General features: G+C 60.6%; 14 protein-coding genes. 5 read left to right on the top strand and 9 right to left on the bottom strand.

Going from position 1 to position 13,298, the window contains the following annotated elements; translation table 11 throughout:
- On the bottom strand, positions 1-735 hold the full coding sequence (ccoO, locus tag CO666_RS11290; RefSeq protein ID WP_085740277.1) for a cytochrome-c oxidase, cbb3-type subunit II: 735 nt from the start codon (positions 733-735) through the stop codon (positions 1-3).
- Between the two features lie 8 nt (positions 736-743).
- Positions 744-2,366 carry a cytochrome-c oxidase, cbb3-type subunit I gene (gene ccoN / locus CO666_RS11285; protein WP_097612145.1) on the bottom strand — a complete coding sequence of 541 codons (1,623 nt, stop codon included), beginning with the start codon at positions 2,364-2,366 and terminating at the stop codon, positions 744-746.
- A gap of 237 nt (positions 2,367-2,603) precedes the next feature.
- On the opposite strand from ccoN, the gene CO666_RS11280 reads away from it, so the two are divergent.
- From CO666_RS11280 to CO666_RS11260, 5 genes are all read left to right on the top strand, one after another.
- Positions 2,604-3,335, top strand: a complete 732-nt coding sequence (locus tag CO666_RS11280) for a Crp/Fnr family transcriptional regulator (protein WP_097612144.1) — start codon at positions 2,604-2,606, stop codon at positions 3,333-3,335.
- Between the two features lie 26 nt (positions 3,336-3,361).
- Positions 3,362-5,287, top strand: a complete 1,926-nt coding sequence (locus CO666_RS11275) for a PAS domain S-box protein (protein ID WP_097612271.1) — start codon at positions 3,362-3,364, stop codon at positions 5,285-5,287.
- Positions 5,288-5,537: 250 nt separating this feature from the next.
- Positions 5,538-5,981 carry a pseudoazurin gene (locus tag CO666_RS11270; protein ID WP_097612143.1) on the top strand — a complete coding sequence of 148 codons (444 nt, stop codon included), beginning with the start codon at positions 5,538-5,540 and terminating at the stop codon, positions 5,979-5,981.
- Positions 5,982-6,040: 59 nt separating this feature from the next.
- The gene (locus CO666_RS11265) at positions 6,041-6,568 is read left to right on the top strand and encodes a YcnI family protein (protein ID WP_097612142.1); all 528 of its coding nucleotides are present in this window, start codon (positions 6,041-6,043) and stop codon (positions 6,566-6,568) included.
- A gap of 46 nt (positions 6,569-6,614) precedes the next feature.
- Complete coding sequence (locus CO666_RS11260) at positions 6,615-8,189, top strand: copper resistance CopC/CopD family protein (RefSeq protein WP_245436771.1); 1,575 nt, start codon at positions 6,615-6,617, stop codon at positions 8,187-8,189.
- Between the two features lie 12 nt (positions 8,190-8,201).
- On the opposite strand, the gene CO666_RS11255 is transcribed toward CO666_RS11260, so the two are convergent.
- From CO666_RS11255 to hemN, 7 genes are all read right to left on the bottom strand, one after another.
- A complete protein-coding gene (locus tag CO666_RS11255; protein ID WP_097612140.1) occupies positions 8,202-9,542 on the bottom strand; it encodes a sensor histidine kinase in 1,341 nt (446 codons plus the stop codon).
- The gene (locus CO666_RS11250) at positions 9,539-10,216 is read right to left on the bottom strand and encodes a response regulator (RefSeq protein ID WP_097612139.1); all 678 of its coding nucleotides are present in this window, start codon (positions 10,214-10,216) and stop codon (positions 9,539-9,541) included. The genes CO666_RS11255 and CO666_RS11250 overlap by 4 nt, the downstream gene beginning before the upstream one ends.
- Complete coding sequence (locus CO666_RS11245) at positions 10,213-10,782, bottom strand: cytochrome b/b6 domain-containing protein (protein WP_097612138.1); 570 nt, start codon at positions 10,780-10,782, stop codon at positions 10,213-10,215. The genes CO666_RS11250 and CO666_RS11245 overlap by 4 nt, the downstream gene beginning before the upstream one ends.
- 2 nt (positions 10,783-10,784) lie before the next feature.
- Positions 10,785-11,051: a PepSY domain-containing protein gene (locus tag CO666_RS11240; RefSeq protein WP_097612137.1), complete on the bottom strand. Its 267-nt coding sequence runs from the start codon at positions 11,049-11,051 to the stop codon at positions 10,785-10,787.
- Positions 11,052-11,185: 134 nt separating this feature from the next.
- Positions 11,186-11,680, bottom strand: a complete 495-nt coding sequence (locus tag CO666_RS11235) for a hypothetical protein (protein ID WP_097612269.1) — start codon at positions 11,678-11,680, stop codon at positions 11,186-11,188.
- Positions 11,680-11,841, bottom strand: a complete 162-nt coding sequence (locus CO666_RS34135) for a hypothetical protein (RefSeq protein ID WP_097612136.1) — start codon at positions 11,839-11,841, stop codon at positions 11,680-11,682. The genes CO666_RS11235 and CO666_RS34135 overlap by 1 nt, the downstream gene beginning before the upstream one ends.
- A 96-nt stretch (positions 11,842-11,937) precedes the next feature.
- Positions 11,938-13,290 carry an oxygen-independent coproporphyrinogen III oxidase gene (gene hemN, locus CO666_RS11225; RefSeq protein WP_097612135.1) on the bottom strand — a complete coding sequence of 451 codons (1,353 nt, stop codon included), beginning with the start codon at positions 13,288-13,290 and terminating at the stop codon, positions 11,938-11,940.
- Between the last annotated feature and the right edge of the window lie 8 nt (positions 13,291-13,298).

Here is a 13,298-nt window from a genome sequence, read left to right as displayed (position 1 = left end):
TCAGCGGTAGCCGGTCGCGTCGTCATAGGTCGAGAAATCGACCAGCGTGCCGAGCATCTGCAGATAGGACACCAGGGCGTCCATCTCGGTCAGTTTGGCCGGATCGCCGTCGAAGTCGCCGACCTTCGCCTTCGGATAGCGCGCAAGCAGCGCCGTCGTATCCGCATTCGGATCGGCCTGGGCTTTCATGTCGGCTTCCGCATTCGCCAGCATGTCGTCGTTATAGGGCACGCCCACATCCTCGTTGGCCTTGAGGTCCATGCCGATATCCTTGACCGTCACCTCCTGCTCCTTGAGGAAGGCGTAGCTCGGCATGATCGATTCCGGCACGACCGCCCGCGGGTTTGCGAGATGCTGGACATGCCATTCGTTCGAATAGCGTCCGCCGACGCGGGCGAGATCCGGCCCGGTCCGCTTGGACCCCCACTGGAAGGGGTGGTCGTACATGGACTCGGCTGCGAGCGAATAATGGCCGTAACGCTCCACCTCGTCGCGGAACGGTCTGATCATCTGGCTGTGGCAGAGATAGCAGCCTTCGCGGATGTAGATGTTCCGTCCCGCCAGCTCGAGCGGCGTATAGGGCCGCATGCCTTCCACCTTCTCGATCGTGTTCTGCAGGTAGAACAGCGGGGCGATCTCGACGATGCCGCCGATGCTCACGACCAGCAATGAGCCGACGAGGAGAAGCGTCGCGTTCTTCTCGAGGATCTGGTGTTTATCAAGTATCGATGCCATGTCTCACCTCATTCGGCAGGCTGTGCTTGGGGCACGAAAGTGGTCGGGATCTGAGCTTCGTCGCGCAGGTGGCCGCGGATGGTCATGAACACGTTCCAGGCCATGACGAGACCGCCCGCCAGGTAGAGCGCTCCGCCGACTGCGCGCAGCACGTAGTAAGGGATCATCGCCGAGACCGTTTCCGCGAAGGAGTAGACGAGGAAGCCCTGGGCGTTGTACTCGCGCCACATCAGCCCCTGCTGGATGCCGGCGACCCAAAGCACGGCGGCGTAGATCACGATGCCGAGCGTTGCGAGCCAGAAATGCCAGTTGACCATCCGCAGGCTGTAGAGGCGTTCGCGCCCCCATAGTTTCGGCGTCAGGTAGTAGATCGCCCCGAAGGTGATCATGCCCACCCAGCCGAGAGCGCCGGAATGCACGTGACCGATCGTCCACTCGGTATAGTGGCTGAGCGAATTGACCGTCTTCACCGACATCATCGGGCCTTCGAAGGTCGACATTCCATAGAAGGCGATGGCGACGATCATCATGCGGATGATCGGATCGGTGCGGATCTTGTCCCACGCGCCCGAAAGGGTCATGAGACCGTTGATCATGCCGCCCCAGGAGGGCATCCACAGCATCACCGAGAAGACCATGCCGAGCGTCTGGGCCCAGTCGGGCAGTGCGGTATAGTGCAGGTGATGCGGGCCGGCCCAGATATACATGAAGATCAGTGCCCAGAAGTGGATGATCGACAGCCGGTATGAATAGACGGGCCGATTGGCCTGTTTCGGCACGAAGTAATACATCATGCCGAGGAAGCCGGCGGTGAGGAAGAAGCCGACGGCGTTGTGGCCGTACCACCACTGGGTCAGCGCGTCCTGGACGCCCGAGAAGAGCGAATAGCTCTTGGAGCCGAGGAACGAGGCCGGAACCGCCAGATTGTTGACCACGTGCAGCAGCGCGATGGTGACGATGAAGCCGAGGTAGAACCAGTTCGCCACATAGATATGCGGCTCTTTGCGCTTCAGGATCGTGCCGAGGTAGACGGCGAGATAGGCGACCCAGACGACGGTCAGCCAGAGGTCGACATACCATTCGGGTTCGGCATATTCGCGGGCCTGGGTGATGCCGAGAACATATCCGGTCGCAGCCATCACGATGAAGAGCTGATAGCCCCAGAACACGAACCAGGCGAGGCTGCCGCCGAAGAGACGGGCTCGACAGGTGCGCTGCACCACATAGAACGACGTCATGATCAGAGCGTTGCCACCGAAGGCGAAAATGACCGCCGAGGTGTGAACGGGCCGCAGCCTTCCGAAATTCAGATAGGGCGCGATGTTGAGGTCAGGAAAGGCCAACTGCAGCGCGATGACCACCCCGACGAGGAAACCGACCACGCCCCAGAACACCGTGGCGATCAGGCCGTAGCGGATCACCTCGTCGAAATAGCCCGACACGTCGACCTTCCGCCGCTGGTCCGCCGGTGCGAAATCGACGTTCCTGACCAGCAGCACCGTTCCCACCACGAGGCAGAAGCAGAGTATGCCCATGTGGACCGCAAAGAGATGATCGTGCGCAAATGCGGCTCCCAGCAGCGCTAGAAACGCCGCGACAGCAACCACCATCGTTTCCGTCGTGTAATTCATGATGTCGTCCCCAGTGCAAAGACGACCGCCTCGCGGCCGGCTTTCTCGTCGTTGGAGGCAGGACTGTCACGAAGCCGGCAATTGCTCCTTGATCTACATCAACCAGAAAATGGTAAGGCGGGATCGGGCCGCAGCCGTTACACACTGTTACACTCTTTCACCCTTTGGCACCGTCCGCTCATTCCTGTGTGACGCAGCGGAGTTCTAGTCAGCCTATCGATCACGAGGGACAAGACGATGCTGATGCAGAACAACCAGGCGTTCGAAAATGCGAAGATGACGGGTGATGCGATCCATGCCGGCCAATCTCTTTCATCGCTTTTTCTGACATCGGCGGCCGAGATCGTTCCCGCCGGGAAGGCTATCTGCTGGGAGGGCGACGAAGCGACCCATCTCTTCCAGGTGGAAGAAGGGGTCGTACGCCTCCATCGCATTATCGGCGAAGGCCGCCGAGTGATTACCGGGTTTCACTTTGCCGGCGATCTGATCGGCGCGTCGCTGCAAAACGATTTCCTGTTCACGGCGGAGGCTGTTACCGAATGCAGGATCCGCCGCATAGCCCGGAAGAGCTTCCATGAGGAAGTCGCCCGATCGAACGCACTCGGCCCTGCATACATCTCCCTGCTTTGTCAGGAGGCGGCGGCGGCGCACGAACAGATGGTTCTCCTGTCGAAGAAGAACGCCGAGGAGCGGCTATGCAGCTTCATCGTCAAGCTCGCCTCCCGCCGCAGTCCTCAGCCGCGCCAGGGCCTGGTGCGTGTTCCGATGAACCGGCAGGATATTGCGGACCATCTCGGTCTGACCATCGAAACCGTGTCCCGCACGATTACAAAACTTGCGTCGCGAAACATCGTTGTGCCCGAAGGTAGGCACGACCTCAGGATCGTCAATCTCGCCCGCCTGGCACAGTTGTCCGGTGATGCGGATGATTTTTCGGAGAATTCCTGTCATAGGGTCAAGTTGCACTGATGCAACGAACCGCAGGATCGACGTTCATGCCCCATCGCCTCGTCTCCCCGAGAACTGCATCGTACCAGGAACTGGATGCAATGGTGCACGTGCTCGACGGAGCGGACATTCTGATCCATCGTTTCGACGGAACCGTCACACACTGGTCCATCGGCTGCGAGAACATGTATGGCTGGGCGAGAGAGGAAGCCGTCGGCGAGAAAGTTCACGACCTGTTGGCGACGACCTTTCCCGAACCGGCCGACAACATCCGCGACCAGCTGAAGTCGCGCGGTTTCTGGCAAGGCGAGATCGTTCATCGCCACAAGAGCGGGCACGACATTCACGTCGCATCCCGCTGCGTGCTGGTCAATCTGCCGGACGGGGACCATGCCGTCATTCAAACGAACAGCGACGTCAGCGCATTGAGACGCGCCCAGGACGCGGTTAAATCCCGCGAAGCGCATCTGAGTTCGATCCTGGACACCGTGCCCGACGCTATGGTGGTGATCGATCGCAAGGGAATAGTGCTGTCGTTCAGCAAGGCCGCCGAAAAGCTGTTTGGGCTGTCCTCCGATCAGATTTGCGGCCGCAACGTCAGCAACCTGATGCCGAACCCCTACCGCGACGCTCACGACGGCTATATCGATCATTATATCGAAACCGGCGAGAAACGCATCATCGGCTACGGCCGTGTCGTCACCGGGCAGCGGGCCGACGGGTCGCAATTTCCCATGGAGCTCCATGTCGGCGAGACGACAGTGAACGGTGAGCAGATCTTCACGGGTTTCGTCCGCGATCTCACCAGCCGGTTCAAGATCGAGGAAGACCTTCGTCAGGCCCAGAAGATGGAAGCGATCGGGCAATTGACGGGAGGCATCGCCCACGACTTCAACAACCTCCTCACCGTCATCAGCGGTAATCTCGAAATGATCGAGGACAAGCTGCCGCCCGGCACTCTCCGCGAAATCCTCAACGAGGCCCAGTCGGCCGCGCAGGACGGAGCGATCCTCACGGGCCAGCTGCTCGCCTTCGGCCGGCGGCAACCATTGAATCCGAAGCATGCGGACCTCGGCCAGCTCGTCAGCGGCTTCTCCGACCTGCTCCGGCGAACGCTCAGCGAGGATATCAAGCTGTCGACCGTTATCGAAGGGGCCGGCCTGGACGTGCTTGTCGACAGTTCCCAGCTTCAGAACGCCATCCTGAACATCGCCTTGAACGCAAGGGACGCCATGCCGAAAGGCGGCAGTCTCACGACGACGATCTCGCGCGTCCATCTCGATGCCGATTATGCGAAGATGTACCCGGAGGTACGCAGCGGCAACTTCGTGCTCATCGCCATGACGGATACCGGTTCCGGCATGAGCGAGGAGGTCAGGAAGCGCGCAATAGAACCATTTTTCACGACGAAGGAAGTGGGCTCGGGCACGGGTCTCGGGCTCAGCATGGTTTATGGTTTCGTGAAGCAATCGGGCGGGCATCTCCAGCTTTACAGTGAGGTCGAACGCGGCACGACGGTCCGCATATACCTGCCCGCCATCAAAGGCGCGAAACCTCAGCAACCGGTGTCGGACCAAGGCTCCGGCGAAAACCGGTTGCCGGGCGGGGACGAAACGGTGCTGGTCGTCGAAGATGACGCCCGCGTCCGCCGCGTTGCCGTCGCCAGGCTCGCTTCGATGGGCTATACGGTGCTCGAAGCCGAAAGCGGCCACCGTGCCCTCGATCTGCTGCGGGACAATAGCGAGACCGCGCTCCTCTTTACCGACATCGTGATGCCGGGTGGGATGACGGGCGATGAACTGGCGCGGGAAGTGCGCCTCTTGCGGCCCGACATCGCCGTGCTCTTCACATCGGGATATTCCGAGCCGGGCCTCGCAGCCAAAGGCATTGTTCCCGGCGCGCGATGGCTGCGCAAACCATACACCGCAAAGGACCTTGCGCTGAAGATCCGCGAGCTTCTCGACGCGCAGTGACATCGGCCGCCGCCACCTGGCTTATCGTATGGAACCGACCTTCGCCGAGCCGATAATGCTCCGGCGAGAGGCCGGTTGTTTCGTTGTAAATTGACGATCATTGCCTGATGTCGACGCTCCTCGAAACGCGAGATTTCAGGCCCAATCGCAAGCTTTTTCCTGTATTTGACGAGCGTCAAAGAAGCCCCGCTCCGCATATCTTAAAGCATGTTCACGAGGTCAAATCGCCTCGAAAACAGGAGATATGCACATGCGTTTGAAATTCGCTCTGATCGCTGCAACGGCAGCCCTGATCGCTTCTGCCATGCCGTCGATGGCTGCCGATCATCAGGTTCAGATGCTCAACAAGGGTACGGACGGCGCGATGGTGTTCGAGCCCAGCTTTCTGAAGATTGCTCCCGGCGACACCGTAACCTTCATTCCCACCGACAAGAGCCACAATGTCGAGACCTTCAAGGGGCTCATTCCTGACGGCGCTCCCGAGTTCAAATCCAAGCCGAGCGAACAGTATCAGGCAAAGTTCGATGTTCCGGGCGCCTATGTCCTGAAGTGCACGCCGCATGTCGGCATGGGCATGGTTACGCTGATCGAGGTCGGCGACAGCCCGGCCAATCTCGAGGCCATCAAGACCGCCAAGGTGCCGAATATGGTGCGCAAGCGGCTGGATGCCGACCTCGCCCAGATCACCCCGTAGTCAACCGACCGGTGCGGATGGCCGCGCTTGCGCGCCATCCCGCACGGTGGAGAGCGATCATGTTCAAGCCCATGGCAATTGCTTTCGCCGCAGCGGTTTGCGCCGCAGGCGCGGCCAGTGCCCACATCACCCTCGAGCAGAGCCAGGCGCCGTCAGGCAAGGCGTACAAGGCGGTTCTTCGCGTCGGGCATGGCTGCGAAGGCAAGGCGACGATCAAAATCCGCGTGAAGATCCCCGAGGGCTTGCTGTCGGCGAAGCCGATGCCGAAATCGGGCTGGTCGGTCGAGAAGATCAACGCCGCCTATGAGAAAAGCTACGATCTCTACGGCAAGCCCGTGAAGGAAGGCGTCAGCGAAATCATATGGTCCGGCGGTACCCTCGCCGACGACGAATATGACGAATTCGTTTTCCGCGCGACGGTCGCGAAGGAGATTTCGCCCGGCACCCGCATTTTCGTTCCTGTCGTGCAGGAATGCACCGAAGGCGCCGTCGAACGCTGGATCGAAATTCCGGCTGCGGGCAGATCGCCCGACGATTACGAAACCCCCGCTCCCTACTTCGACGTGGTCGAACAACCGCGTGCGTGAACGGCGGGAGCCGTCGACCATGTGGCCCTCGAAAACAGGAAAGCGGGTGACGCGTCGTCTTCAGGCGGCTCTTGCGGCAGCCATCATCGCCATGGGCATGCTGGTGCCGACAGGCGCGCTTGCCCACGCCGCTTTGAAAAGCTCGACTCCGGCGGCCAGCGAGACGCTTGACCGCTTGCCGGACGAAATCGGACTGCATTTCAACGAACCGGTCAGGCTCATCCGGGCGACGGCAACCGACGGCAACGGCACGAACCAGGCCTTGGACGCCGACACATCGGGTGCGGATGTCCGATTGCGCTTCTCCGATCCCAACATGCGCGGCACGGTGATGGTGAGCTACCGCGTCGAATCCGAAGACGGCCACCCCGTCGGCGGCACGCTGGTATTCAACGTCGGCACGCCTTCTGCAAAGCCGCCGGTTGCGGTTGGCGAGGGCTCCGGTCGCTCTTTGCCGATCGCCATCTGGCTCGTACATGCCGCCACGGTCCTGTTCCTGGCCTTCGTGGTTGGCGGCGCGCTGTTCGATCGGTGGCTGGGCGTCCATAACAGCCCAACAGCGAGTGCCGCGACCGTCATGCTGCCCGGAACCGCGCTGCTGGCGGCGGGACTTTACCTGCAGGGGCTGGACGAAGCGGGAAGCGGTCTGGTCTTTGCCGGTGCGGCACCGCTCGAGATCGCCGTAAAGGGCAATGCCGCAATTTGCGCAAGCCTGTTCGTCCTGTCGCTGCTCACGATTGCGCTGCCCCTCACCCGCTGCCAAACCACCGGGCGCGTTCTTGCCGTCGTCGCCCTGATACTGGCGGCGAGCGCCTTTACTTTCAGTGGGCACTGCAGCGCGGCGGATCCCCGCTGGCTGGCGAGAACCGCCATATTTCTTCACAGTGCGACGCTGCTGTTCTGGGCAGGAAGCCTCCTGCCGCTCTGGCAGCTCGGCCGGACATCGCCGAACCTGCGCCCGCTGAGCAGCTTCTCGCGGATGATCCCGATCCCGTTCTTCGTCATGATCCTTGCCGGGATCGTGCTTGCGATCGTCGAGCTGCCGGCGCTCATCCAGATCCTGTCGTCGCTCTACGGCCGCATCCTTGCGGTCAAGGTCGTGCTCGTGGCCTGTCTTTGCATGGTGGCCGTCTATAATCGCTTCTGGCTCACAGGGCCGACATTGGCCGGAGATCCGGTTGCGAGGGAAAGGTTGCGCCGAAGCATCCTCTTCGAAATCATCCTTGCCGTCGCGATCATCGGCACGGCGGGCCTCTGGCGCTTTGCCGGTCCGGTACAGGCGGAGGCCGCCGAGGTTTCGCCGGCTCTATCGATCCATCTGCATTCCGAAAAGGCGATGGCTCAGCTGGAACTCGGCGCCGAGGCGCATGGAACGAGGAAGGTTCACGTCGCAATCATGGGTCCGGATTTCGATGCCCTCGACCCGAAGCAGGTCGTTCTTCGGCTGAGAAACCCGGGATCGGCGATCGAGCCTATCAAGTTCGAACTCACCGAAGCTCCGGAAGGCGGGTGGGAGGCGGAGGGTATCGCGGTGCGGGATTCGAAGGGCTGGCTCGCCGATCTCGAAGTGCTCGTGGATGATTTCCATGCAGTGCATCTCGAAGGTGGACTGTCGGACTGACGGCCGACCTATTCATAGTCCTGTCTTGGTTTGCCCGCCCGGTAGCAGGAGGTCGAAGACGTGACCATAAGGCGAAATGGAACGCCGCAACGATCCATTGTGTAGTTCCGCGATACGCTCCACGATTTTCAGCCCTATTCCGAGGCTGTCCTTATTCCGGGTTTGGCGAGGAGGATCATCTCCTCGAACGTCCCGCTTATCCTCGACGTGAATACCGTATTCTCCCACCCTGACGACGATCTGCGTCGAATCCGGCGTATGGCGAACCGCGTTCTCGATCAGGTTGCGAAGGGCATCTTTGAGGAGGGCCGGCGCGGCGCTGACAATTGCCGCCTCGGCATCGGCGAACACCTCGAGCGAATGTTTGTTTTCGTAAACCCAAGGCGCAAGCTGCTCTGCAACATCTGTCGTGAGGGCGACGAGATCGACCTCTTCGAACGCGCTGTGATCGAACGTGTCCAGCCGCGCCAGCGCAGTCAGCTGGCCGACGAAATGCATGAGGTCGTCGAGATCTCCTTCGGCTCTCCGCGCCCTCGGATGGTCGATACGACCGAGTTCGAGTTTGATGGCCGCAAGCGGTGTACGGACCTCATGTGCAATGCCGGATGTCAATATCCTCTGTGAGTTCATGAGGTCACCGACACGCTGAAATGCCCGGTTTACGGCCACAGCGAGGTGAGCGATTTCTCGCGGCATTCCCTCGAACGGCAGATGAGATCTGGAATCCATCGGATCAATGAGTTCGGCAGCATCGGCCGCGGCCTTCACGGGCTTCAGAGCGCGGTGCACCGACCACAACGTCGCCCCGAGAACAAGTCCGAGCAGGATGCTCATCGGCACGATCATATGCTCGAGGATCTCGTTCCAGAAGACGCCGTAGGCGAGATTCTCCGGATCGCCCACGGTGGCGACATCGACGAGAATCCGGTGCTCGCCGATCTTGAAAGCTCGCCCTCCGACCAGCGTGAGAGGTTTTCCAGGCTTGATGGTCCGAAGCCAGAAATCCGGCGGGTTGACCTCCGCGGGCAAAAATCGGCTTTCGCAGGCATCGTCACAGGACTCGAAAATCAGATCGCCCCGATCGTTCCGAATGCGGGCGACATAACCTGTTTGCGAATGTCCGTAACGCCGGCTGACGGTTTCGGGCAGTTGGTAGGTAACCGCGCCGTCTCTATCTCCCACGCCCGAGGCAAGCCGCTCGGTCTCCTGCTCGACATATAGGCGGGAAAGCTCGCCTACATTCCAATAGTAGTCAGAGAAGATGACGCCCAGTTGGACCAGCATCGCCACCGTGGCGAAAAATGCGATCCTTCGCGTCAGAACGGCCGTCAGCGTGGGATTCGACCGAATCAATCACGTTCCTCGCGCAGCAGGTAACCGACACCTCTCACGGTTTCGATGACGGCATCGGCGGGATGTCCCTCCAGTTTCCGGCGAAGCCGCGAGACCGCCAGCTCGACGGCATTGCTGCTGCGCTCATCGCCGAACTCGGAGAAAGCGTGTTCCATCTTTCGCTTGGAAACCACCTTCCCGCCATTGCGCATCAGCAGTTCGAGCAGCGACTTTTCCGAGGGGGCGAGCGCCATCTCGGTGCCGTTGCAGGTGACCTGGCGGGACGCCATTTCGAACCTGACGTCAGCAAATTCCAATGTCGGCATGATTGTCACCGGCGAGCGCCGCATCAGGGCGCGAATTCGCGCGATGAGTTCGCCATTGTTGAAGGGTTTGATCAAATAGTCGTCCGCCCCGGCATCCAGCCCGGCGATGCGCTCGTCGACGGCTCCACGCGCCGTCAGTACAAGCACCGGGATCTGCTGCTTTTCGGCACGCAGGGACTTCAGCACGGAGAGACCGTCCTCGTCGGGCAGGCCGAGATCGAGAAGAAGGAGATCATAGCCCGCACCCTCAAGCGCAAGGCGGCCTTCATTCGCCGTCGCAAAGGCGTCGATGCGCCAACCGGCCTCGCGGATGGCTTCGCAAAGAAGTTCGCGAAGCCGGGCACTGTCTTCGATGAGAAGTATCCTCATGCTCTCTTTCGACCCGTCACCATCGACCAGACAAGATTCTCCCTATGTCTCCAGCTTTCAACCAATGCTGCCCCTGCATGGATGAAGGCCAGGACCATGATGCTGTTGGCGAGAGCACCGTGCACCTCCTCAAGCCACTTGTCGCCCCAGAAGGCATCGAGTGTCGTCATCCAGCCGGTTGCCGCGGTCATCGCAAGAAGCGTCATGAGGCTCAGCATCATGATTGATGCCAGGGGATTATGGCCGATGTAGCGCTGCTCCCTGCCGTTGATCATGCCGAGGATCTGCTTCCTGACTTTGCCAGGTGTTGGGAAGAAATCGCGGAACCGCGCATGTCTGGTTCCGACGAAGCCCCAGATGATCCGCATGGCGATGGCAGCAGCGACGACATATCCGGTCAAACGATGCCAATATTTTCCTTCATCCAAAACAAAAAGGTTGAGGATGCAGGCAGTAACGACGGTCCAGTGAAACAGTCTGACCATGGGGTCCCAGACCTTGACGGTGTCGCTTCCGGTCGTGGAGGGCCGAAGGCCCTCCTGCTCCCGCAACTGAACGGGCGTCATGATCAATCGCCTTTCTGGACGATTTCGCCCGATACCGGATTGAAATAGACCTCGGCGCGATTGCCGTCCTTGTCCTTGCCGTAGATTTCGTAGCAGCTTCCGGTGATCTCGAAGGTTTTCACCTTGTAGCCCAGCGCATCGATCTTTTCCTTCATGGCTTTCTCGGGCATCCATTTGGACTTCGGCTCCTTGGTGCAGCTCGGGCTGGCGAGTGCCAAGGCGGGAGTTGCGGCCAGGATGACGAGGGCGACGGTCAGTTTCATCTTCATGGTTCGATCCTTTGCTTGTGCCTTCCATAAGGCGGCAAGCGACTGGATAGAGGCCGGAAGCTGTCTGTTTGCTGTCAGCGAGGTCATTCATGTGCGGCAGGCAGAGACCAGAGCCTGCAGACGACGGCATTTGTTCAGGCTGCTTCGGTCTGCTTGATCGCATCCGTTAGGGCCGCCGCCCGTTCAGCCTCCACCGCCCGCTGCATCAATCTCATGATCTCGCGTTCCGATCTGATATGCCCGCGCATCGAGCAGAAAAACGAACGCAGCTGGTATCCCACGGCCTCCCAGGAGAGCCGGCAGCGCCCTTCGCCCAGAGTTTCCAGCGTAACGACGACGTCTTTTGCGGCACCGCGATCAAACATCCGTCCTGCCCGCCGGCGTTCAGCGGCATCGGCCTTGTCGCCCGCTTCCATAATCAGGCCCAGTCCCGACGAAATAAGGCGCTCTTCGAGCTCATGCGTCGTCTGCAGGAGCGGGATCAGTCCGCTTGAGAGACGGCCGCAGAGGCCTTCGTCGATATGGCAAGGCAGGAAGTCGGCGATTGCCTGGAGCACGTCGCACCATGCCATGAGCTCGCCGTAGCAGCTTTCGAGTTCTGCGAAATCGGTCGGGATCGGGTTTTTCATCATATTACCTTTTGCAAGAATTGACCGACGGCGATCGCTATTGCCGCGAGAACCGCGGCGACGGCGCCCGTTCGCTGCAGAACGCCCAAGCGATAAAGGGCGATTGCGAACACCGTGATTACGGGAGTGGCCATCGATAGCCCCATCTGCGCATCGGTCATCAGGATCTCCTCTCGGCAGAACCCTAGGCTGTATGACCGGCAGGCTCTTTGCGATCGATCAAAGAGATGGCGCGATAGCGCGCACAGCTCTGCCGATCAGGCGGCCTTGCTGTGCGTGCGTCCGAGCGAGCCGAAATAGGCGTCGAATGCCGCCGCAACGGCACGGACCATGAAGCGTGCGTGCTGGGAGACGACGATCCGGTTGTCGCGGATCGTCACGACGCCATCGGCCACGAGTTCGCCGAGACGTTCGTTACGCTCGACGAGGAAGCCGGTGTCGAAACCCAACTCCCTGCTCAGCCTTCCCAGATCGACTTCGAAATCGCACATCAGCCGCTCGATGATTCTGCCCCGAAGCTTGTCCTCTTCGGTCAGAAGATATCCCTTGGCCGTCGGCAGCACGCCGGACGCGACACGCTCCGCATAGAGGCCTAGCGGCACGTGGTTCTGCATATAGCCGGTCGGCAACCGCCCGATCGCCGAAGCGCCGAGGCCGATGAGGCTATCGCAATCGTCGGTGGTGTAGCCCTGGAAATTCCGCCTCATCGTCCCCTGGCGCGCGGCGACCGCCAACTGATCCTCCGGCAGAGCGAAGTGATCGAGCCCGATACGCTCATATCCCGCTTTTTCAAGCTCTTGGGCGATGGCCTCCGCCTGTTCGTTGCGCTGCCTTGCATCCGGAAGCGATGCGTCGTCGATCAGGCGCTGATGCTTCTTGAAGGCAGGTATGTGGGCGTAGCCGAAAACGGCGAAACGTTCCGGACGCAGTTGCACGGCGAGCCGGACGGTTTCGACGCAGGATTGCACGGTCTGCTTGGGAAGGCCGTATATCAGGTCGAAATTGATGCTGGCGACACCGGTAGACCGCAGCCCGGCGACCGCAGCCTCCGTCTGCTCGAAGGACTGCGTCCGATTGATGGCGGTTTGCACGATCGGGTCGAAGCTCTGGACGCCGAGGCTTGCGCGATCGACGCCGTTTTCGCCGAGCGCCTCGATCATGGAGGCGGCCAAGGTGCGCGGGTCGATTTCGACCGCGACGCTTGCGTCCGCCTCGAAAGCGAAGGCGCTCCTGAGCTTCGCCATCAGTGCCGTAAATTCCTGTGGTTTCATGATCGTCGGCGTGCCGCCGCCGAAATGAACGTTCCTGACCGGCACGTCGTTTCCGGCGGCAAAGGAAACGAGCTCGATCTCTTCCCTCATCACATCGAGATATTCGACAACGGGGGCGTCCTGCCGGGTGATGGTCGTGTGGCAACCGCAATACCAGCACATCGAACGGCAGAAGGGCACGTGGAGATAGACGGAAACCGGTCCGGTCTTTCCGATACTTGCGAGGCCCTTGACATATTCATCCGGCCCCACGGCGGCTGAAAAGGCCGGAGCCGTCGGGTAGCTCGTGTAACGCGGGAGCCGCGCGTCGCCATATTTGGCGACCAAACTGTCGGACATTGTCGCAT

Source organism: Rhizobium chutanense (assembly GCF_002531935.1).
In the GTDB taxonomy this organism is placed as follows: domain Bacteria; phylum Pseudomonadota; class Alphaproteobacteria; order Rhizobiales; family Rhizobiaceae; genus Rhizobium; species Rhizobium chutanense.
Note: the sequence above shows the minus strand (reverse complement) of the source record. Positions and strands in the feature narration are given on the sequence as shown.

Coding starts and splice junctions, on each gene's coding strand:
- ccoO (WP_085740277.1), bottom strand. CDS start 735: ATGGCATCGATACTTGATAAACACCAGATCCTCGAGAAGAACGCGACG.
- ccoN (WP_097612145.1), bottom strand. CDS start 2,366: ATGAATTACACGACGGAAACGATGGTGGTTGCTGTCGCGGCGTTTCTA.
- CO666_RS11280 (WP_097612144.1), top strand. CDS start 2,604: ATGCTGATGCAGAACAACCAGGCGTTCGAAAATGCGAAGATGACGGGT.
- CO666_RS11275 (WP_097612271.1), top strand. CDS start 3,362: ATGCCCCATCGCCTCGTCTCCCCGAGAACTGCATCGTACCAGGAACTG.
- CO666_RS11270 (WP_097612143.1), top strand. CDS start 5,538: ATGCGTTTGAAATTCGCTCTGATCGCTGCAACGGCAGCCCTGATCGCT.
- CO666_RS11265 (WP_097612142.1), top strand. CDS start 6,041: ATGTTCAAGCCCATGGCAATTGCTTTCGCCGCAGCGGTTTGCGCCGCA.
- CO666_RS11250 (WP_097612139.1), bottom strand. CDS start 10,216: ATGAGGATACTTCTCATCGAAGACAGTGCCCGGCTTCGCGAACTTCTT.
- CO666_RS11245 (WP_097612138.1), bottom strand. CDS start 10,782: ATGACGCCCGTTCAGTTGCGGGAGCAGGAGGGCCTTCGGCCCTCCACG.
- CO666_RS11240 (WP_097612137.1), bottom strand. CDS start 11,051: ATGAAGATGAAACTGACCGTCGCCCTCGTCATCCTGGCCGCAACTCCC.
- CO666_RS11235 (WP_097612269.1), bottom strand. CDS start 11,680: ATGAAAAACCCGATCCCGACCGATTTCGCAGAACTCGAAAGCTGCTAC.
- CO666_RS34135 (WP_097612136.1), bottom strand. CDS start 11,841: ATGACCGATGCGCAGATGGGGCTATCGATGGCCACTCCCGTAATCACG.
- hemN (WP_097612135.1), bottom strand. CDS start 13,290: ATGTCCGACAGTTTGGTCGCCAAATATGGCGACGCGCGGCTCCCGCGT.